The sequence below is a fragment of the Xanthobacter sp. YC-JY1 genome (assembly GCF_021730305.1).
Taxonomy (GTDB): domain Bacteria; phylum Pseudomonadota; class Alphaproteobacteria; order Rhizobiales; family Xanthobacteraceae; genus Xanthobacter; species Xanthobacter flavus.
Genome location: NZ_CP032674.1, coordinates 5,321,524 through 5,340,289 on the forward strand (window position 1 = coordinate 5,321,524; position 18,766 = coordinate 5,340,289).

The window sequence follows — 18,766 nt, forward strand, 5'->3', positions numbered from 1 at the left end:
GCCCGAAGGCGCCGCCCTCAGCCCTCGTACTTTTCCAGGAACGCCTCGATGGGGAGGCTGCGGAAATCCGGCAGGGCAGCGCGCAACTGCGCGTGGGTCCAGTCCCACCAGCCGAGCGCCTGGAGACGAGCCGCGATATCCTCGGGAAACCGCCACTTCACGATGCGCGCGGGCACGCCGGCGACGATGGCGTAGGCCGGCACGTCCTTCGACACCACCGCGCCCGCCGCCACCACGGCCCCGGTGCCGATGCTGCGGCTAGCCAGCACGACCGCGCCGTGGCCGATCCAAACGTCATGGCCCATGGTGAGCTGCTGGTCGCGCCGCCACTGGAAGAAATCCGCCTCGTCTTCCTCCCCGGGGAAATAGGCGGAGGCGCGATAGAGGAAATGGGATTGGGAGGCCCGCCACGTCGGGTGATTGCCGGGATTGAGGCGGGTCATGGCGGCGATGGAGCAGAACTTGCCGATGCGCGCATAGGCGATGTCGGAATCGTTCACCACGTAGGAATAGTCGCCCATCTCCACTTCGAGCAGCTTGGTGCGCGGACCAACCTCGGTGTAGCGGCCGAGGGTGGAGGCCCGCACCTGCGCTGTGGGATCGATGAGCGGTTTTTCGCCGAGCTGCTTCACTGGGCGGCCCTCATCGGAAACCGCCGCACCAGACGGAACTGGCGCGCGCCCGGCTCCTCCACATAGAGCGCCATGTCGGTGACGGTGGCCGGGACATCCGCGCCGCTGGCGGCGAAGGCGGAGGTGAGCGCATTCAGTGCCTGAACCCGCTCCGGCTCCGGCAGCGGACCGGTCAGCGTCATGTGGAAGCGGAATTCGTCGAGGACGTAAGGATAGCCGTAGGCTTCCAGATAGCCGAGCTGGCGGGCCGAGAGCCGCTCGGGCTTGCGTCGGGCGATCTCTGATTCCGAGAGGGGCGCGCGCAGGCCGTCCAGCTCCAGCACCGCCGAGCGCGCGAGGTCTTCGAGCTTGGGAGAGGGAACGGCGGGCACCAGCGCCACGAACGACCCGATGGCGCGGACCTCCAGCGGCGGCATCTCGAAGGCATGATGGCCGGCGGCGCTCAGGGCCATGAGCTGCGCCAGATCGTCCTCGCTCGCCCCATCGGCGAGCCGGAAGGGCGCCTTCAACGTGCCGTGGAAGCCGTAACGACGGGGCTCGGCGGTCGCCGCGTGCCAGGCCTCGGCGTCGAAGCCGGCGATGTCCGGGGCGGCCGGCGCATCTCCCGTCTCCGCGTCATAGCCGAGCACCGCGGAGCCGAAGCGCCAGAGGGCGCCGTCGGCGGGCGGGGCGAGGTAGACGGCGTAGCGCCGGGCGGCAGTCACGGGCGGCGGTCTCCTGAAGGGTGGGCGGTGAGATGGTCAGCGCAGGAAGGGATTGTGCGCTTTCTCGTCGCCGATGCTCGTGACAGGACCATGACCGGGCAGGCAGACCATGTTGTCGCCGAGCGGCAGCAGCTTTTCCTTGATGCCCTTGATGAGGAGGTCGGGGTCGCCATAGGGGAAGTCCGTGCGCCCCACCGAGCCCCGGAACAGCGTATCGCCGACGATGGCGAGGCCCACCGGGCGATGGACGAACACGAGATGCCCCGGCGTGTGCCCCGGCACGTGCAGCACGTCGAGGGAGACGTCGCCCACGCTCACCGTGTCCCCCTCGTTCAGATAGAGGTCCGGCGTCACCGGGCGGGCGCCCTCGATGCCGTATTTCGCGGCCATGTGGGGGATGTCGTCGATGATGAACTGGTCCGCAGCGGCCGGGCCTTCCACCTTCACGCCGAGGCTCTCCGCCAGTTCCGCCGCACCGGCGGCGTGGTCCACATGTCCGTGGGTGAGCAGGATCTTCTCGATGGTCACGCCGGTCTCGGCGATGGCGGCGCGGATGCGGTCGAGATCACCGCCGGGGTCGATCACCGCGCCCTTCATGGTCTTGGTGCACCACAGGATGGAGCAGTTCTGCTCGAACGGCGTGACCGGCACGATGGCGATCTGGATGGGCTGCATGAAGGGTCCGTTCTGGCGTGTCGTGTGCCGGTCACTGGGAGATGGCGCGGGCCATCTCCACCAGCCGGCGCACCATGTGCGAGGAGGGATCGGCGAGCGTATCGACCACGGAGAAATGGTTGGCGCCCGGCACGTCGAAGGCCTGCGCGGCGATGCCCTTGGCGCGCCAGCTGGCGGCGAGGTCATGGGCCTGCCGCAGGAATTCCGCGCTCTCGGCGCCGCCGACGAAGGCATCGAAGCTGCGTCCCGCCGGCACCGGCCAGTAGGCCGGGGACAGGCGCCGCGCCTCCTCCGGGTCAAGGCGGAGCGCCTTGTTCATGGAGGTGGGGATCAGCGGCTCCAGCTCGTAGACCCCGGAAATGCCGAGCCCGGCGGGGATGAGATTGTCCGGCGTGTCCACGTCGATCTCCCGCCAGGATGTGGCGGCGAGAGCCGCGGCGAGGTGCCCGCCGGCGGAATGGCCGCACACCACCAGCGGCCGGCCGACCAGGCGGTAGAGCGTGATGGCCGCCGCACGCGTCTGGGCGAGGATGGTGCCCACCGGTACCAGCGGCGCGAGGTCGTAGCCGGCGAACGCCATCGCCACCCCATGGGCGAGGCAGCCGGCGGCGGCAAAGGTGAAGTCGCGCGGATGCAGGGACTGGAAGTAGCCGCCGTGGATGAACAGCACCACCGGCGCCTGACGGTCGGTGCCCGGCCAGATGATGTCGAGGATCTGCCGCGGGCCGGAGCCGTAGGGCACGCCGAGATCGGCCGCCACCGCCGCGCCGCGCATGGCGGCGGAGCTGTGGGCCCAGCGCTCGAAAATGGCGGGGTGGTCCGGCACGCGGGCGCGGTTGTTGTATTCGACCTCGTGGTCCATCGGCCCTCCCCCTAACCCTTTCTCGATTTTACCGCTCACTCCCCGTCGCCGTGGGCGCTGCGGATGCGCCGCACCACGGACCAGACACCCAGCAGCGCGAGCGGCACGGCGGCGGCCGTCACCAGCCCGACGTCGAGATGGATGCCGAGTGTCGTGGCGTCGATGCCGCTCTCGTGGATGCCCTGGGCGAGGTGATGCACAAGGCTGACGACATAATAGGAAATCGCCGCGACGGACAGGCCTTCGACGGTCCGCTGCAGGCGCAGCTGCAGGCGGGTGCGGTCGTTCATGGAGGTGAGCAGGTCGCGGTTCTGCTGCTCCAGCTCCACGTCCACGCGGGTGCGCAGCAGGTCGGCGGCGTTGGCGAGCTTCTGGGCGATCTTTTCCTGCCGTTCCTCCAGCGTGAAACAGGTGCGCATGGCCGGTGCCATGCGGCGGTCGAGGAATTGCTGCCAGGTGGGAAAGCCCGGCACCGACATCTCGCGGATGGTGGCGAGGCGCAGCCGCACGATATCCATGTAGGCCCGGCTGGCCCCGAACCGGAACAGCGAGGCAGTCGCCCCCGCCTCAAGCTCGGCGGCGAGCGCCACCAGTTCGTCCAGCAGGCGGTTGTTGTCGGTGAGCCCCTTGGCCGTCATCATCTCGGTGGCCGAGCCGGCCAGTCGCTGCTCGATGCGCGCCACCTGGGGGGCGAGGCGCTGGGCCTCCGGCAGGCCGAGAAGGGCGAGGGTGCGGTAGGTCTCGATCTCCAGCACCCGCTGCACCAGCGCGCCGCACGCATCGGCGCCGAGGCCGCGGTCGCGCACCAGGATGCGCACGAAGCCGGACGGGTCGGCCATGAAGTCGGTGGCGATCTCGGCGAAGCCGTCGCTCACGTCGGAGCGGGCGAGGCTGGAGCGATCGAACACCTTCTCGAGGAAGAAGTCCTCGGCGGTGTCGCGCAACAGGTGCAGATCCACAGCCACCAGCAGCGGTCCGGGCTGCGGCACCTCGCCGAAGGGGCTGGCGAGGGTCGTTGCCGGCGGCTGGAACGGCAGGCCGCCCGCCGCGAGGTCCAGGGAGGGCAGGTCCCAGGTGTAGGTGCAGAATTCCGCGTGGCTTTCCCAGCGCAGCTCGGCGCCGCCGAAGGAGACGTGGTGATATTTCGCCCCCGGCGCCGGGGCCGGCAGACCACGGGCATTGCACAGGGCGGCAAGCGCCGCGCGGTCGGCCTGGGCGCCTGCGGCATCCAGCAGGAATGCGGCGTGAAGCATGCGGCGCGGCGCCGAGACCGGCACGAACGGGCGCGCGTGCAGTTCCCTCAGGACAGCCGCCCTGAGCGGGTGGGCGGCGAGCGCCCGCCCTTCGCCGATGACGAGATCCGCCTCGCCCCTGGTCATGATGGCGCTCCCCTGCCGTTTTTTCCGTGCTTGCACGGCGGCGCCGTCCGATCAAGCGTTCGGCAGCCGCCCTGTGGTCGCACCGGGCGGTAAGAGGTGCGCCTGCACCAAGGTGAGGAGCTGGCCTGCCTCAGCGGCAGACGCGCACGGGGCCCCACGGGCCGGGACGCCACCAGCAATAGCGCGCCGGCCCCCAATAGGGCCGCCAGTAGTTGGGACGACAGCCGCCCCAGGGGCCACGGTGCCAGCCGATGCCGCAGCCGCCGGCGACTGTCTGCACCGTCGCGAGCCGGTCGAGCGGCTGGGCCGCCGGGAAGGCGGCGGCAACGCCGGTGCCGAGCCCGAAAAGGCCCGCAGCGGCAGCGGCGATCAGGATCTGTTTGCGCATGGATGTCTCTCCTGTTGCCGAGAGCGAGGCGGCGTGCCCGCCGCCGTTTTACGACGCGATAAACAGGGCGGCGGTCCAGCCGCCGCCCTGGGGTAACGCTTCAGCGGTGCCTCAATTGCAGACGCGGACCGAGCCGTAGGGGCCGGCACGCCACCAGCAGTGACGCACGGGCGCCACCACCACCGGGCCGGGCGCGACCACGACCGGACGGGGCGCCACGACGACCGCGTGCGGGGCCACATAGACCGCGCCATTGCCGCGACAGCCGCCCCATGGGCCGCGATGGAAGCCGACGCCGCAGCCACCGGCCACGGTCTGGACGGTCGCGACCTGAGGCGCCTGCGGCAGAGGGAAGGCGGCGGCCGGAGCGGCGAGGGCGCCGAGCGCGGGCACAGCGAGGGCGAGAAGGGTCAGCGCGCGCATCACTCTTCCTCCTCGAAGATCCACAGCTCGGACGTGTTGGGCTGCTGGCCGTTGTCATGCACCCCGAGGAAGGTGGGGATGCGGTTGCGCTGGGCCGGGGTCAGCGAAGCGACGAAGGGCTTGGCCGCCTCGACGAAATTGGCCAGCGCCTTGCCGCGCGCCTGCTCGGCGGCCGCCACGTTGCCGAGCACGTCCAGCACGGTGGCCGGGGGCGGGGCGGAAAGGCGCTTCTCGCGGCGCTCGATGGCGCCCTTCACCGCGTCGCGGATGGAGGCTTCCACCGGCGGCCAGAGCTTCTCCTGGTCGGGGGTCAGGCGCAGCACGGTCTTCAGCGCGGCGAGGCGGGCGTCGAGCACGGCCGCAGCATCCTCGGCGGTGTAGGGCGCGGCGTCGGTGGGAGCGGCGGGTGCCGGCTGGGCGGAAGCGATGCCGCCCGCGAAGACCGTGCCGAGGGCCACGGCCATCGCCGAGGCGAGGGCGAACTGACGGAAAGAGCGCATGTTCTTTTGCTCCCTGTACGGTCCGGCGAAGTGCCGGCCGGTCTGTCCGGGATCGCGCCGGAGCGGCGCGCATCCGGGGCCGCGCCGATTCGCAGAAGGCGTCGGCGCGGTGCAGTTTCGTATCATTCCTGCCCCGGCGCTGGTAAAGTTTTCGTGGAGCCGGCGAAGAATACGTTAGGTCAAATACTTCCCTAGAGGTGCCTCAGCACCCGGGCCGGCGGCGCAGAGAGGGCCCGCAACGTGCCGAGGAGCCCGACCACCAGCGTCACGGCGAGCGCCGCCGCCACCGCGCCGAAGGCGGGAAGCGGTGCGAAGGTGAAGGGGATATCCATCACCTGCGTCACCACCCCCCACGCCGCCGCCGTGCCCGCCGCCGTAGCGACGATGGCAGTGGCGAGCCCAAGGCCCGCATATTCGAGAGCATAGGCAAGGGTCAGGCGGCCACGGGTGGCGCCCAGCGTCTTGAGGATCACCGCGTCGTAGATGCGCCGCTCGCGCCCGGCGGCGAGCGCCCCCGCCAGCACCAGGACTGAGGTGATGAGGGTGACGAGGCTGGCCGCGCGAATGCCGAGGGAGAGGTTGTCCAGCATGCGCTGCGCCTCCTCCAGCGTCTCCTTCACCCGCACCGTGGTGATGGCGGGGAAGCGCGCCGCCATGGCTTTGAGCAGCGCGATCTCTCGCGCCGTGTCGCCGCCATCGGGGAAGGCGAGGGTCGCGAGCACCGTATAGGGCGCGCCGGCGAAGGTCGCGGGCGAGAACACCATGACGAAATTGATGCCGAGCCGCTCCCACTTCACCTGCCGGAGATTGGCGATGCGGGCGCTGACGCTGCGGCCCAGTACGCTCACCGTCACCGTGTCGCCGAGCTTGAGGCCGAGGCCGGCGGCGAGTTCACTGTCGAAGGACACGAGCGGTTCGGTCTCGTCTCCCGTCCACCATGTCCCGGCGACCACGGTGGAGCCCTCGGGCACGGTGGCGGAGGAAGAGATGCCGCGGTCGCTCTGCAGCACCCAGGCCGCATCGGGGCGGGGCTTCACCTCCTCGGCGGGGATGTCTTTCACATGGGTGATCCGCCCGCGCAGCATGGGCACGGACTTCACCACCGCCCCCGGCGCCTGCTCCGCGAGGAAGGCGCGGAATTCGGCCTCCTCGCTGTTCGGCACGTCCACGAAGAAGAAGCTCGGCGCACTCTCGCGCACGGGGCCGTTGAGCTCGCGATTGAGGCTCGCGTCCACCAGCGAGATGCCCACCAGCAGGGACAGGCCCAGCCCCAGCGAGAGCACGACCGACGGCGTGAGCGCACCGGGCCGGTGGATGTTGCCGAGTGCGAGTCGCGCCGCCGCGCCGCGCGGGCGCGGCGCCCGCCGGGCGAGGGCCATGAGGCCGGAGGCGACCAGCCGCAGCAGCACGAACACGGCGGCGGCCGCGGCGAGGAAGATGGCGGCGGCCCGCTTGTCGTCGGAGGTGAAAAGGGCGAGCACCACCAGCGCCGCCCCGAGGCCGCCGACGAGCAGCAGATAGGGCAGCGAAATGCGCCGCCGCATCTCGCCGATGCCATCCCGGAACAGCGCCGAAACCCGCGCCTCCTGCGCCCGCGCCAGCGGGATCACCGAGAACACGGCGGCGACCACCAGCCCGTAAAGCGCCGCCCGCGCCAGCGCCGCCCCGTCGATCTTCGGATCGAGCGGGAAGGGCACCAGCGCCCCGATGGCGGCGGTGGCGGCGAAGGGGAGCGCCGCGCCCAGCATCAGGCCGAGCACGATGCCGAAGGCGGCGATCAGGCCGATCTCCGCGCCATAGGTGAGGAACACGTCGCGGCGGGTGGCGCCCACCGCCTTCAGGGTGGCGATGACCTCCAGCTTGCCGGCGAGATGGCTCGACACCGCATTGGCGACGCCCACCCCGCCCACCAGCAGCGCGGTGAGGGCCACAAGGGTGAGGAACTGGCTGATGCGCCCCACATTGCGCGCGAGCTGGGGCGTCGCACCGTCGCGGGTGCGGACCTCGAAGCCGGCGCGGCCCATGGGCTCGCGCACCTCCTCCATCACCGCCTTCAGGTTCTCCGGGGCGGGATTGTCCAGCAGCAGCCGATAGCTCCAGCGCACGAGACTGCCGGGCTGGATAAGGCCGGTGGCCGGCAGCGCTGCCTGGGAGATGAGGAGGCGGGCGCCGAGGCCGACGCCGGAGGACAGCTTGTCCGGCTCGCTCGTGAGCGCGGCGCGGATCTCAAGCGTGGCATCGCCCACCCGGATGCGGTCCCCGGCCTTCACGCCGAGCCGGCCGAGCAGCACCGGATCGGCGGCGGCGCCGAACACGCCGTTCCTCTCCTTCAGCGCATCGGCGACGGGCATGGGCGGATCGAGGCCGACCGTGCCGACGAGGGGATAGGTGCCGTCCACCGCCTTCAGCTCGGCGAGGGAGGCGTCGCCCGCTTCGGTCCGGGCCATGGCTCGCAGCAGGGCGACGGAACCGAGCGTGCCGTGGCGGTCGAGGCTGGCGCGCTCTTCGGCGGTCATCTCCCGCTGCACGACGCTGAAGCCGGCGTCGCCGCCGAGAATGGCGCGCCCTTCCCGCTCCAGACCCTGGGTGAGCGCCCCGGCGAACGAGCCGATGCCGGCGATGGCGGCGACGCCCAGCACCAAGCAGCCGAGGAAGATGCCGAAGCCCCGCCGCGCGCCGCGCAGTTCACGCAGGGCGAGGCGCAGCGGCACGGGAAGCCGCGAGGTGGCGAGGCTCATCGGGCGGCCACCTCGAGGCCGGACTTGCTGTCCTCCTCGATCACCCCCGAGCGCAGGCGCAGCACCCGGCTGCACCGGCGGGCGAGCGCCGCATCGTGGGTGACGAGCACCAACGTCGTGCCGCGCGCCCGGTGGACGGAGAAGATGAGGTCCATGACCTGCCGGCCGGTGGCCTCGTCCAGATTGCCGGTGGGCTCGTCGGCGACAAGGATGGGCGGTTCGGGGGCGAGGGCACGGGCCAGGGCCACGCGCTGCTGCTCGCCGCCGGAAAGCTGGCCCGGATAATGCTGTGCCCGTTCGGCAAGACCCACATTGGCGAGTTCTTGCCGGGCGCGGTCGAAGGCGTCGGTGCGGCCGGCGAGTTCCAGCGGCACCGCGACGTTTTCCAGCGCCGTCATGGTCGGGATGAGGTGGAAGGACTGGAAGACGATGCCCACATGCCGGCCACGGAAGCGCGCCAGCCGGTCCTCGCCGAGGCGGGTGATGTCCGTGCCGGCGACGTTCACCTGCCCCGAATCCACCCGCTCCAGCCCCGCCATAACCATGAGCAGCGTCGATTTGCCGGACCCCGACGGACCGACGAGGCCCACGGCCTCGCCTGCCCCGATCTCGACAGAGATGTCCTTCAGGACATGAACCCGGGCCGCCCCCGTGCCGAGGGAAAGGTCCACATGCTTCAGCTCGATGGTGCGAAGCGGAGAGGAAATATCGTCCATGCCAGGGTTTGCCGTGCGTCCGGTGCTGCGTTGGATTGGGCAGGGACGAAAGAGGGACCTGCCGGTTGCCCCATGGGACCTATCATTTAAGGCGGTGACGGGGCTGATCGCCGCTTTCCTCGTCTTCACGTTCGCGTCAGGGGCGGAGGCGGCGACGCTGCGCATCGTCGCCCTCGGCGACAGCCTGACCGCCGGCTACGGCATTCCGCGCACCGCCGCCTTCCCGGCCCGGCTGGAAGCCGCGCTCAGGGCGAAGGGGCTGGACGTGAAGGTGGAGAATGCCGGCGTTTCCGGCGAGACGGCGAGCCAGGGCCTCGCCCGCCTCGACTGGTCGGTGCCGCAGGGCACGGACGCGGTGATCGTGGAGCTGGGCGCCAACGACATGCTGCGCGGGCTCGATCCCGCCGTGACGCGCAAGGCGCTCACCGAGATCGTCCAGCGGCTGCGCAAGCGCGGCATCACCGTGCTGCTCGCCGGCATGAAGGCGGCGCCCAACATGGGCCGGCCGTACCGCGAGGCGTTCGACAAGATCTTCCCGGACATCGCCGAAGCCGAGGGCGTGCTGCTCTATCCCTTCTTTCTAGAAGGCATAGCGGGCGACCGGGCCCTGAACCTGCCGGACGGGCTCCATCCCACGCCGGAAGGCGTGGACCGCATCGTCTCCGGCATCCTGCCCATGGCGGAGCAACTGGTGGTGCGTGCCCGCGAAACGGCGGCGCGATAACGGGCACCGGTCTGTTGCTCAATATTTGATCAGTTTGACCTAGGCCGATCAGGCCTTGACCAATCCATAGTCACGATTCTAGATTTCGCCGTTTTTTGGGGTCTCCCCGCCAGTACCGTTGCGTCCCAGCGTATTTTTCAATGACAGCAGTGAGAATGAACAATGGTCCGGGAATTTGAGTATCAGGGAGAAACGTTCCGCGTCACCGCCCACGGCATCCACGGCCACGAAGAGATCTTCATCGTCCACATCGAGGACGACGGCGTGGAAGGCGGCGAGATCTCCATCGATCGCATGACCGAGGAGAACGACACCACCGCCCCGATCGAGGACATCCTGGTGATGCTCTGCGACAAGCTCATTCCCCAGAGCGAGATCAAGGTGCAGGACCCCGGCGCCCCGTTCGCCTGGCGGCAGGGCAACGTGGTGTTCGAGGTCCACGACGGCCTTCAGAGCCACGACTGACGCCCCCGAGGGCGCCGCCCTCAGCGATTTTCCGGCACAAAAGCAAACGGCCGCCCCGATTTCCGGAGCGGCCGTTTCACATGAAACAGGGTTAACGGACCCTGAAGCATCGCCCTGCGCTTCAGTCCGGCAGCACGCCGGAGACGGCGGGCGAGTAAGGCCCCGGACACGCCGGGGCCTCGCCTCACTTCTTCTTGGCAGGCGTAGCCGGCGTCGCGGCCGGGGCAGCTTCCACCACCGTCTTGCGCGGGGGCAGCAGCTGGAGCGTCTGCACCGCCTGGCCGGCGAACTGGTTGAGCAGCGCGTTCTGCTCCGCCACCGAGGTCTTCACTCCCGTCACGATCCGGCAATAGGAGGCGATGAGGGCGTTGGCGACGTCCGACGGCCGGGCCTTCGGGTTCTGCTGGTAGAGCGTGGTCGCCGCCGAGGCGATGGCCGCGCCCTGCATGGGGGGCTTCACGCCGGTGAGCAGCTTGGCCGCCCCCGCCGAGAGGTCGGTCGGCACCGCCTTGCCGTCATCGGCCGGGCAGGCGAGCTTGTCGGCGAGGCTGGCAGGCTCCTTCAGCACGAGGCCAGGACCCACCGGCAGCGCCCAGGCGATGGGCTGGCTGTCCACGGGCCCGGAGATCGTGCGGCGCGAGACCTCCATGGCCGCCTGCAGCGTGAAGCGGCGCAGCTCGGCGGTCTTCTGCCAGTCCGGCGCATTGCTCTTGGCCACCACCGGGCAATAGGCGGCGGTGAGCGCATCCACGATCGTGCCGGAACCGGCCGAGCCGGAGGCGGCCTTGTAGGCATCCACCATCATGGGAATGGAGCGCTGGCCGCCGGCCATCATGGACGAGAGCGCGGCCACGGCCTTCGCATCCGGACCATCGGAGCCGGGCGCGCCGCCCACGTCCGGGCAGGTGAAGGCGGACGCCGCCTGCGTGCCGTAGTCCGGGACGTGCGCCGTGGCGCGCCATGCGGCGACCATGGAGGAGGTCACGTTGGGCGCTGCGGTGTTGCCCCAGGAGGTGCGGACATAATTGGCGAGGTCGGCGATCTGCTGGTCGTCGAGCCGCCCGGCGAAGGACGGCATGGCGCCGTAGGTGCCACCCGCGGGCAGTCCGCCGAGCACCGCCATGATGACGTTGTAGGGCTCGGCCGCGATCACGGCCGGGTTGCCGGCGAGCGCGGGAATGGTGTCGGTGCGGCCGGCGCCCTTGTCCATGTGGCAGACGGCGCAATTGTCGATGTAGAGCTTGGACGCCCGCGCATAGACGTCGGCGGACAGCGGGGACGCCTTCTGCACTGCCGGCTTGTCCGCCGGGGGCGGCGCATCGAACAGGTAGGTGACGAGCGCGGTGCGGTCGTCGGCGGTCAGCTTGCTCAGGGAATCGTGGATCACCTCGGCCATGGGGCCGAACACCGAGGTCTTGCCCGGCGCGGAGCCGGTGGCGAAGAAGTTGGCCAGGGTCTCGGGCGTCCAGGTCTTCTTGAGCGAGGCGGTGTCGATGTCCGGCGCCCAGAAGCCGTCGATGTCGGCGCCGAGGAAGGCGGCCTTGGCCTTGGTCGCGCCCATCAGGTTGCGCGGGGTGTGGCAGTCGCCGCAATGGCCGAGGGCGTTGACGAGGTAGGCGCCCCGGTTCCACGCATCGCTCTTGCCCGCGGTCGGGTGGAAGCGGCCCTGGTCGAAGAACAGCTCACGCCACGCCAGCATGCCGAGGCGGATGTTGAAGGGGAATTCCAGCTGGTTGGCGGGCGGCGTGTTGGGGATCGGCGGAATGGCGCGCGCATAGGCCCACAGGGCCTTCATGTCGTCGTCGGAAATCTCGGTGTAGGCGTCGAACGGCATGGCCGGGTAGAGATAGGCACCGTCCTTGCGAATGCCGTTGCGCACCGCGTTCACGAACTGGTCGTAGGTCCACTGGCCGATGCCGGTGGTGCGGTCGGACGTGATGTTGGGCGAGTAGATGGCGCCGAAGGGCGTGTTCAGCGCGAGGCCGCCGGCGAAGGGCTTGGACTTGTCCCCGGTATGGCAGGGCATGCAATCCGCCGCCTTGGCGATGTACTCACCCCGCGCCACGAGGGCCGGATCGGCTGACGGGTCAGGGGCGAACTGCGCCAGGGCTGGCGTTGCGGCGCCGAGAAAAGTGGCGGCGGCAAGCGCCGCAAGCCGGCGCGTGTATCGGGACACCCTGACCATTTCATCCCCCATGAGATTCGCGTCGGCGTACCTTAGACATTTTTCAGGAAGGCGACATTGATCGAAAATCACCCGGTGAGATTGAATGAAGAGCACCCGGAGTGGATATAGGCGCTGCCCCCGCCCGCAACGGCGGACGCCTGCCGGGAACCGCCGACGATGACCAAGCCCGCTTTGCCCCTGCGCTCCCTCAGCGTGGAGGACCTCTCGCCCTCCGACGCCGCCGCTGAGCACGCGGCGCTCGCCGATGAGATCAAGGGCCACGACGCGGCCTATTATCGCGAGGACGCGCCGGTCGTCTCCGATGCCGAATACGACGCCCTGCGCCGCCGCTACGAGGCCATCGAGGCGCGCTTTCCCGGCCTCGTGGGCGAGGACAGCCTTTCCGCCAAGGTGGGCGCGGCGCCGTCCGAGAAGTTCGGCAAGGTGGTGCATGGCGTGCCCATGCTGTCGCTGCAGAACGCCTTTTCCGACGATGAGGTCGAGGAGTTCGTGGCGCGGGTGAAGCGCTTCCTCGGTCTCGGCGCGGAGGAGGTGGTGGCCTTCACCTCCGAGCCGAAGATCGACGGGCTCTCCTGCTCGCTGCGCTACGTGGCGGGGCGCCTCGAAGTCGCCGCCACCCGCGGCGACGGCGCCGAGGGCGAGGATGTCACCGCCAATGTGCGCACCATCGCCGACATTCCCGAGCGCCTCCATGGCCACGGCGTGCCCGACGTCATCGACGTGCGCGGCGAGATCTACATGGCGAAGGCCGATTTCGAGGCGCTGAACGCCCGGCAGGCAGCAGCGGAAGAGAAGGTGTTCGCCAATCCGCGCAACGCGGCGGCCGGCTCGCTGCGCCAGCTCGATCCCGCCATCACCGCGTCACGGCCGCTGAAATTCTTCGCCTATGCCTGGGGCGAGGCGACGCCGCTGCCGGCCGAGACCCAGCACGGCATGGTGGAGGCCTTCGCCCGCTGGGGCTTTTCCACCAACCCGCTCATGGTGCGCGTGACCAGTGCGGCGGAGCTGATCGCCCATTACCGCTCCATCGAGGCGCAGCGGGCGAGCCTGCCCTATGACATCGACGGCGTGGTCTACAAGGTGGACCGGCTCGATCTGCAGCGCCGCCTCGGCTTCGTCTCCCGCTCGCCGCGCTGGGCCATCGCCCACAAATTCCCGGCCGAGCAGGCGACCACCGTGCTGGAGGCCATCGACATCCAAGTGGGCCGCACCGGCGCCCTCACCCCTGTGGCGAAGCTGCTGCCGGTGACGGTGGGCGGCGTGGTGGTGGCCAACGCCACCCTGCACAACGAGGACGAGATCGCCCGCAAGGACATCCGCGTCGGCGACACGGTGGTGGTGCAGCGCGCCGGCGACGTGATCCCGCAGGTGGTGCGCGTCATCACGGAGAAGCGGCCGGCGGGTTCGAAGCCGTATGAGTTCCCCACCCTGTGCCCCGCCTGCGGCTCCCATGCGGTGCGCGAGGTGGACACCAAGACCGGTAAGGTGGACGCGGTGCGCCGCTGCACCGGCGGCCTCATCTGCCCGGCGCAGATGGTGGAGCGGCTGCGCCACTTCGTGTCGCGCAACGCGTTCGACATCGAGGGGCTGGGCGAGAAGCAGGTGCGCGCCTTCTACGACTGGGGGCTGATCGCCTCCCCGGCCGACATCTTCACTCTGGAGGCGCGCAACGCCCGCTCCCTCCAGCGGCTGGAAAACCGCGAGGGCTGGGGCAAGACCTCGGCGGCCAACCTGTTCGTCGCCATCCAGTCCCGCCGCAACGTGGCGGTGGACCGTTTCGTCTTCGCCCTTGGTATTCGCCATGTGGGCGAGACCAACGCCAAGCGCCTCATGCGCCATTACGGAACGGTGGAAGCGCTGGAAGCCGGCGCGCTGGCCGCCGTGATCCCGGGCGAGGAGCACCCAAAGGGCAACGAGGCCTGGCAGGAGATGCTGGCCATCGACGGCGTGGGCGACGTGGTGGCGGAAGCCGTCATCGAATTCTTCCACGAGCCGCGCAACCGCGAGGTGGTCGCGGCCCTGCTCGCGGAAGTGACGCCGGCCCCCATGGAGCGCGTCGCCGCCGAGAGCCCAGTGGCGGGCAAGACGGTGGTCTTCACCGGCTCACTGGAGAAGATGACCCGCGACGAGGCGAAAGCCATGGCCGAGCGGCTGGGCGCGAAGGTGGCGGGCTCCGTCTCCGCCAAGACGGATCTCGTGGTGGCCGGGCCGGGCGCGGGCTCCAAGCTCGAGAAGGCGCAGGCGCTGGGGGTGAAGGTCATCACCGAGGATGAGTGGTTCGAGCTGGTGGGGTAGGGAGGAAGTTCTTGACGCCCCGCCCCTGAACCCCCATTCCTCCCCGACCAGCCGGCCGGGCGGCCGCGGCATTTCGGTGTCGAGGAAAGTCCGGGCTCCACGCAGACACGGTGCCGGATAACGTCCGGCGGGGGCGACCCTAGGGAAAGTGCCACAGAAATCAAACCACCCATGCGTGCATGGGCCAGGGTGAAACGGTGGGGTAAGAGCCCACCGCGCGACCGGCAACGGGAGCGGCACGGCAAACCCCACCGGGAGCAAAGTCGAATAGGGACGGCACGGGAAACCACCCCTGTCTACGGGGCGCCGTCCGGGTTGACTGCTAGAGGCGCCGGGCAACCGGCGTCCCAGAGGAATGGTCGCCACGCGGGCGGAAACGCCCGCCGTACAGAACCCGGCTTACAGGCCGGCTGGTGTTTCCCCTAAGACCTGATGAGAGACGCGGCGCACGGCCGCGCCCCCTCACACGTCCACGCTGGCGCGCAGCGCGTTCTCCTGGATGAACTCGCGGCGGGGTTCCACCGTATCGCCCATCAGGCGGCTGAAGAGGTCGTCGGCGGCGTCGACTTCCTTCACGCGCACCTGGAGGAGAGAGCGGGCGTTGATGTCCAGCGTCGTCTCCCACAGCTGCTCGGGGTTCATCTCGCCGAGGCCTTTGTAGCGCTGGAGCGAGAGGCCCTTGCGGCCGGAATCGGTGACGGCGTCGAACAAGTCCACGGCCCCGAACAGCACCTGCTCGTCGCTGCGCCGCTTGAGGGTCGCGGCGGCGGCGAACACGCCGTCCAGGTCGCGGGCGAGGGTGTCGAGCCGGCGCGCCTCGGGGGAGGCAATGAAGGCGTGGTCGAGCCGCGCCACCTCGGCGACGCCGCGCACGGTGCGGGAGAAGACATAGCCGGTCTCGTCGCAGATGCCGGTCCAGCCGCGCTCGGTCTCGTCAGCCAGCGCATCGAGGCGGCGGGCCACCTCGGCCGCGGCGGCGGAGCCGGTGGCCGCGTCTTCCAGGGCGGCGGGGGCAAAGGCGCCGGCGAGCGCCGCCTGTTCGGCCACCGCGCGGTTGTAGCGGGGATGGAGCGCGGAAAGGGCGCTGCGCAGCTGGCGCGACACATCCACCACGTGGGCGAGGTCGGCGCCGGTGCGCACCTCGCCAGTGGCGAGATGGAGCGAGGCCTCTTCCAGCCCGGTGGTGATGAGGTAGTCCTCCAGCGCCTTCTCGTCCTTGAGATAGGTCTCGGACTTGCCGCGCGCGACCTTGTAGAGCGGCGGCTGGGCGATGAAGAGGTGGCCTGCGTCCACGATCTCCGGCATCTGCCGGAAGAAGAAGGTGAGCAGCAGGGTGCGGATATGGGCGCCGTCGACGTCGGCGTCCGTCATGATGATGATCTTGTGGTAGCGCAGCTTGGCGATGTCGAAATCGTCCCGGCCGATGCCGGTGCCGAGCGCGGTGATGAGCGTGCCGATCTGCTCCGAAGAGAGCATCTTGTCGAAGCGGGCGCGTTCCACGTTCAGGATCTTGCCGCGCAGGGGAAGAACGGCCTGGAAGGCGCGGTCGCGGCCCTGCTTGGCGGAGCCACCGGCCGAGTCACCCTCGACGATGAAGATCTCGGACTTGGCCGGGTCCTTCTCCTGGCAGTCGGCGAGCTTGCCGGGGAGCGAAGCCACGTCCAGCGGGCTCTTGCGGCGGGTGAGGTCGCGCGCCTTGCGGGCGGCTTCGCGGGCGGCTGCGGCCTCCACCACCTTGCCGATCACGTTCTTCGCCTCGACCGGATTCTCCTCGAACCAGTTGGCGAGCGCCTCGCCGACCAGGTTCTCCACCACGGGGCGAACCTCGGAGGAGACGAGCTTGTCCTTGGTCTGGGAGGAGAATTTCGGGTCCGGCACCTTTACCGAGAGCACGGCGGTCAGGCCTTCGCGGCAATCCTCGCCGGTGGGGTCCACCTTCTCCTTCTTGGAGATGCCGGAGGTGTTGGCATAGCCCAGCACCTGCCGGGTCAGCGCGGCGGCGAAGCCGGTGAAGTGGGTGCCGCGGTCACGCTGGGGGATGTTGTTGGTGAAGCACAGCACGTTCTCGTGGTAGCCGTCGTTCCACGAGAGCGCGGCCTCCACCGTGATGCCGTCCTTCTCGGCGCGGATCACCACGGGCTTGGCGATGAGCGCGGTCTTGTTGCGGTCGAGATACTTCACGAAGGCCTCGACGCCGCCCTCATAGTGCAGCTCCTCGCGCTTCGGCTCGGGGCCGCGCGCGTCGGTGAGCACGATGAGCACGCCGGAATTGAGGAAGGCCAGCTCGCGCAGGCGATGCTCCAGCGTGGCGTAGTCGAACTCGATGCGGGTGAACGTCTCGGGGCTCGGCAGGAAGGTCACCTTGGTGCCGCGCTTGCCCGCCGGCGCCGTGCCCACCACCTTGAGCGGAGCTTCGGCGTCGCCATGGCGGAAGCGCATATAGTGCTCCTTGCCGTCGCGCCAGATGGTGAGATCGAGCGTGGTCGACAAAGCGTTCACCACCGAGACGCCCACGCCGTGCAGGCCGCCGGAGACCTTGTAAGAATTCTGGTTGAACTTACCGCCCGCATGCAGCTGGGTCATGATGACCTCGGCGGCAGAAACCCCTTCCTCGGGGTGCAGGTCGGTGGGGATGCCGCGGCCGTCGTCGGTCACGGTCACCGAGCCGTTGGCCTCCAGCGTGACGGTGACTTCCTTCGCCCAGCCGGCCAGCGCCTCGTCGATGGCGTTGTCCACCACCTCGTAGACCATGTGATGGAGGCCCGAGCCATCGTCCGTGTCACCGATGTACATGCCGGGACGCTTGCGGACCGCATCGAGGCCCTTGAGCACCTGGATGGACTGGGCGCCGTAGTCGTCGGGGGACGGGGCAGGCACGGGTTCGACCATGGGGACTTCCGATTCGGTTCTGGTACGTGTTGCAAATCTAACGCAAAGCGGCGGCTATTTGGTGGCGGTCGCGCTTGTTTTCCTGCGTTTTCCAAGGCTCGGCGGCCATTTAGGGGCCATTCAGCCGGCGCTGTAGCGTGCAAACCCATCCGCTCGCAACCTGCAGGCGGGGCATTCGCCGCAGCCATAGCCCCAGGCGTGGCGGTGGCCACGGTCGCCAAGGTAGCAGGTGTGGGTCTCTTCCACGATGAGATCCACCAGCGGCCGGCCGCCCAGATGCTCGGCGAGGCGCCAGGTCTCCGCCTTGTCGATCCACATCAGCGGCGTGTGGAGGACGAAGCGCTTCTCCATGCCGAGGTTCAGCGCCACCTGCATGGCCTTGATGGTGTCGTCCCGGCAGTCGGGATAGCCCGAGAAGTCCGTCTCGCACATGCCGCCGACGATGTGCCGGAGCCCCCGGCGATAGGCGAGGGCGGCGGCGAAGGTGAGGAAGACGAGGTTGCGGCCGGGCACGAAGGTGTTCGGCAGGCCGTTCGCCTCCATGTGGACGGCGACGTCCCGGGTGAGCGCCGTGTCCGAGATCTGGCCGAGCACGGGCAGATCCAGCACGTGGTCGTCGCCGAGCCGCGCGGCCCACACGGGGTTGAGGGCGCGGAAGGCGGCGCGCAGCACCGGGCGGCGCTCTAGCTCAACGGCGTGGCGCTGGCCATAGTCGAAGCCCAGTGTCTCCACCCGGCCGAAGCGCTCCAGCGCATAAGCGAGGCAGGTGGCGGAATCCTGCCCGCCGGAAAAGAGGACGAGCGCGCCCTCCTCCCGGTGCAACGCGGCCTCAGCCATGCGCGGACGGCTCCATGCCCCGGACGCGGTTCGTTCGCTGGGCGTGGCTCATTCGCCGGGCGCCTTGGCCTCGATGGCGAGGGCGTGCAGGCCGCGCGCGATCTCGCCTTCCAGCAGGCCATTGACGATGCGGTGCCGCTCCACCCGGCTCTTGCCGGTAAAACTGGGGGAGACTACCCGCACCCGAAGGTGGGTGATGCCGCCGTCGCCGCGGTTGGCGCCCTTGTGGTCGTGCATCACGCCGGCATGGCCGGCGTGCTTGTGGCTCTCGTCCTCCAGTTCGAGGGCGAGCGGGCTGAGGCCGGCTTCCAGCGTCTGGCGGATGGCGGAAAGGGAAGATTGGGACATGAT

Annotated in this window: 17 protein-coding genes and 1 other RNA gene; 4 read left to right on the forward strand and 14 right to left on the reverse strand. The window is 69.6% G+C overall.

Features of this window, described 5'->3' with window-relative positions; translation table 11 throughout:
- Positions 1 to 17: 17 nt before the first annotated feature.
- The 10 genes from D7006_RS24960 to D7006_RS25005 all read right to left on the reverse strand — a co-directional run bounded on the left by D7006_RS24960 (position 18) and on the right by D7006_RS25005 (position 9,017).
- The gene (locus D7006_RS24960) at positions 18 to 632 is read right to left on the reverse strand and encodes a chloramphenicol acetyltransferase (RefSeq protein WP_237354999.1); all 615 of its coding nucleotides are present in this window, start codon (positions 630 to 632) and stop codon (positions 18 to 20) included.
- On the reverse strand, positions 629 to 1,336 hold the full coding sequence (locus D7006_RS24965; RefSeq protein WP_237355001.1) for a DUF1045 domain-containing protein: 708 nt from the start codon (positions 1,334 to 1,336) through the stop codon (positions 629 to 631). The genes D7006_RS24960 and D7006_RS24965 overlap by 4 nt, the downstream gene beginning before the upstream one ends.
- Before the next feature lie 36 nt (positions 1,337 to 1,372).
- Positions 1,373 to 2,011, reverse strand: coding sequence for an MBL fold metallo-hydrolase (locus D7006_RS24970; protein WP_281804949.1), 639 nt, complete (start codon positions 2,009 to 2,011; stop codon positions 1,373 to 1,375).
- Between the two features lie 31 nt (positions 2,012 to 2,042).
- Positions 2,043 to 2,873, reverse strand: a complete 831-nt coding sequence (locus tag D7006_RS24975) for an alpha/beta hydrolase (RefSeq protein ID WP_237355002.1) — start codon at positions 2,871 to 2,873, stop codon at positions 2,043 to 2,045.
- Between the two features lie 35 nt (positions 2,874 to 2,908).
- The gene (locus tag D7006_RS24980; protein WP_237355003.1) at positions 2,909 to 4,252 is read right to left on the reverse strand and encodes a DUF3422 family protein; all 1,344 of its coding nucleotides are present in this window, start codon (positions 4,250 to 4,252) and stop codon (positions 2,909 to 2,911) included.
- A gap of 130 nt (positions 4,253 to 4,382) precedes the next feature.
- Complete coding sequence (locus tag D7006_RS24985; RefSeq protein ID WP_237355005.1) at positions 4,383 to 4,640, reverse strand: GCG_CRPN prefix-to-repeats domain-containing protein; 258 nt, start codon at positions 4,638 to 4,640, stop codon at positions 4,383 to 4,385.
- Between the two features lie 111 nt (positions 4,641 to 4,751).
- On the reverse strand, positions 4,752 to 5,063 hold the full coding sequence (locus D7006_RS24990; protein WP_237355007.1) for a GCG_CRPN prefix-to-repeats domain-containing protein: 312 nt from the start codon (positions 5,061 to 5,063) through the stop codon (positions 4,752 to 4,754).
- Complete coding sequence (locus D7006_RS24995; protein ID WP_169123392.1) at positions 5,063 to 5,563, reverse strand: Spy/CpxP family protein refolding chaperone; 501 nt, start codon at positions 5,561 to 5,563, stop codon at positions 5,063 to 5,065. Before D7006_RS24995 ends, D7006_RS24990 begins: the two co-directional genes overlap by 1 nt.
- Before the next feature lie 191 nt (positions 5,564 to 5,754).
- On the reverse strand, positions 5,755 to 8,301 hold the full coding sequence (locus tag D7006_RS25000) for an ABC transporter permease (protein ID WP_237355014.1): 2,547 nt from the start codon (positions 8,299 to 8,301) through the stop codon (positions 5,755 to 5,757).
- Complete coding sequence (locus D7006_RS25005) at positions 8,298 to 9,017, reverse strand: ABC transporter ATP-binding protein (protein ID WP_169123390.1); 720 nt, start codon at positions 9,015 to 9,017, stop codon at positions 8,298 to 8,300. Before D7006_RS25005 ends, D7006_RS25000 begins: the two co-directional genes overlap by 4 nt.
- A 94-nt stretch (positions 9,018 to 9,111) precedes the next feature.
- Between D7006_RS25005 and D7006_RS25010 the strand changes: the two genes are divergently transcribed.
- Positions 9,112 to 9,741 carry an arylesterase gene (locus tag D7006_RS25010; protein WP_237355016.1) on the forward strand — a complete coding sequence of 210 codons (630 nt, stop codon included), beginning with the start codon at positions 9,112 to 9,114 and terminating at the stop codon, positions 9,739 to 9,741.
- Positions 9,742 to 9,903: 162 nt separating this feature from the next.
- Positions 9,904 to 10,206 (forward strand): hypothetical protein, encoded by a 303-nt coding sequence (locus tag D7006_RS25015; protein ID WP_169123388.1) that lies wholly within the window; start codon positions 9,904 to 9,906, stop codon positions 10,204 to 10,206.
- Between the two features lie 184 nt (positions 10,207 to 10,390).
- Here D7006_RS25015 and D7006_RS25020 read toward each other — a convergent pair whose 3' ends face one another.
- On the reverse strand, positions 10,391 to 12,391 hold the full coding sequence (locus tag D7006_RS25020; protein ID WP_237355018.1) for a c-type cytochrome: 2,001 nt from the start codon (positions 12,389 to 12,391) through the stop codon (positions 10,391 to 10,393).
- A gap of 159 nt (positions 12,392 to 12,550) precedes the next feature.
- Here D7006_RS25020 and ligA point away from each other — a divergent pair, with 159 nt between their 5' ends.
- Complete coding sequence (ligA, locus tag D7006_RS25025) at positions 12,551 to 14,689, forward strand: NAD-dependent DNA ligase LigA (protein ID WP_237355020.1); 2,139 nt, start codon at positions 12,551 to 12,553, stop codon at positions 14,687 to 14,689.
- A 47-nt stretch (positions 14,690 to 14,736) separates the two neighbouring features.
- An RNA gene (gene rnpB, locus D7006_RS25030) (RNase P RNA component class A) lies at positions 14,737 to 15,107 on the forward strand.
- 44 nt (positions 15,108 to 15,151) lie between these two features.
- Here the strand turns inward: rnpB and gyrB are convergent.
- The 3 genes from gyrB to D7006_RS25045 form a co-directional block, all read right to left on the reverse strand.
- A complete protein-coding gene (gene gyrB / locus D7006_RS25035; RefSeq protein WP_169123385.1) occupies positions 15,152 to 17,578 on the reverse strand; it encodes a DNA topoisomerase (ATP-hydrolyzing) subunit B in 2,427 nt (808 codons plus the stop codon).
- Positions 17,579 to 17,698: 120 nt separating this feature from the next.
- Positions 17,699 to 18,415 carry a 7-cyano-7-deazaguanine synthase QueC gene (gene queC, locus D7006_RS25040; protein WP_237355022.1) on the reverse strand — a complete coding sequence of 239 codons (717 nt, stop codon included), beginning with the start codon at positions 18,413 to 18,415 and terminating at the stop codon, positions 17,699 to 17,701.
- A gap of 48 nt (positions 18,416 to 18,463) precedes the next feature.
- A complete protein-coding gene (locus D7006_RS25045) occupies positions 18,464 to 18,763 on the reverse strand; it encodes a BolA family transcriptional regulator (RefSeq protein WP_169123383.1) in 300 nt (99 codons plus the stop codon).
- Positions 18,764 to 18,766: the final 3 nt, after the last annotated feature.

Bases quoted from the DNA above. Each gene is read 5' to 3' on its own strand.
- D7006_RS25020 (WP_237355018.1), bottom strand. From the start codon at position 12,391: ATGGTCAGGGTGTCCCGATACACGCGCCGGCTTGCGGCGCTTGCCGCC.
- D7006_RS24980 (WP_237355003.1), bottom strand. From the start codon at position 4,252: ATGACCAGGGGCGAGGCGGATCTCGTCATCGGCGAAGGGCGGGCGCTC.
- D7006_RS25045 (WP_169123383.1), bottom strand. From the start codon at position 18,763: ATGTCCCAATCTTCCCTTTCCGCCATCCGCCAGACGCTGGAAGCCGGC.
- D7006_RS24985 (WP_237355005.1), bottom strand. From the start codon at position 4,640: ATGCGCAAACAGATCCTGATCGCCGCTGCCGCTGCGGGCCTTTTCGGG.
- ligA (WP_237355020.1), top strand. From the start codon at position 12,551: ATGACCAAGCCCGCTTTGCCCCTGCGCTCCCTCAGCGTGGAGGACCTC.
- D7006_RS24990 (WP_237355007.1), bottom strand. From the start codon at position 5,063: ATGCGCGCGCTGACCCTTCTCGCCCTCGCTGTGCCCGCGCTCGGCGCC.
- D7006_RS24995 (WP_169123392.1), bottom strand. From the start codon at position 5,563: ATGCGCTCTTTCCGTCAGTTCGCCCTCGCCTCGGCGATGGCCGTGGCC.
- gyrB (WP_169123385.1), bottom strand. From the start codon at position 17,578: ATGGTCGAACCCGTGCCTGCCCCGTCCCCCGACGACTACGGCGCCCAG.
- D7006_RS24970 (WP_281804949.1), bottom strand. From the start codon at position 2,011: ATGCAGCCCATCCAGATCGCCATCGTGCCGGTCACGCCGTTCGAGCAG.
- D7006_RS25000 (WP_237355014.1), bottom strand. From the start codon at position 8,301: ATGAGCCTCGCCACCTCGCGGCTTCCCGTGCCGCTGCGCCTCGCCCTG.
- D7006_RS25015 (WP_169123388.1), top strand. From the start codon at position 9,904: ATGGTCCGGGAATTTGAGTATCAGGGAGAAACGTTCCGCGTCACCGCC.
- D7006_RS24975 (WP_237355002.1), bottom strand. From the start codon at position 2,873: ATGGACCACGAGGTCGAATACAACAACCGCGCCCGCGTGCCGGACCAC.
- queC (WP_237355022.1), bottom strand. From the start codon at position 18,415: ATGGCTGAGGCCGCGTTGCACCGGGAGGAGGGCGCGCTCGTCCTCTTT.
- D7006_RS25005 (WP_169123390.1), bottom strand. From the start codon at position 9,017: ATGGACGATATTTCCTCTCCGCTTCGCACCATCGAGCTGAAGCATGTG.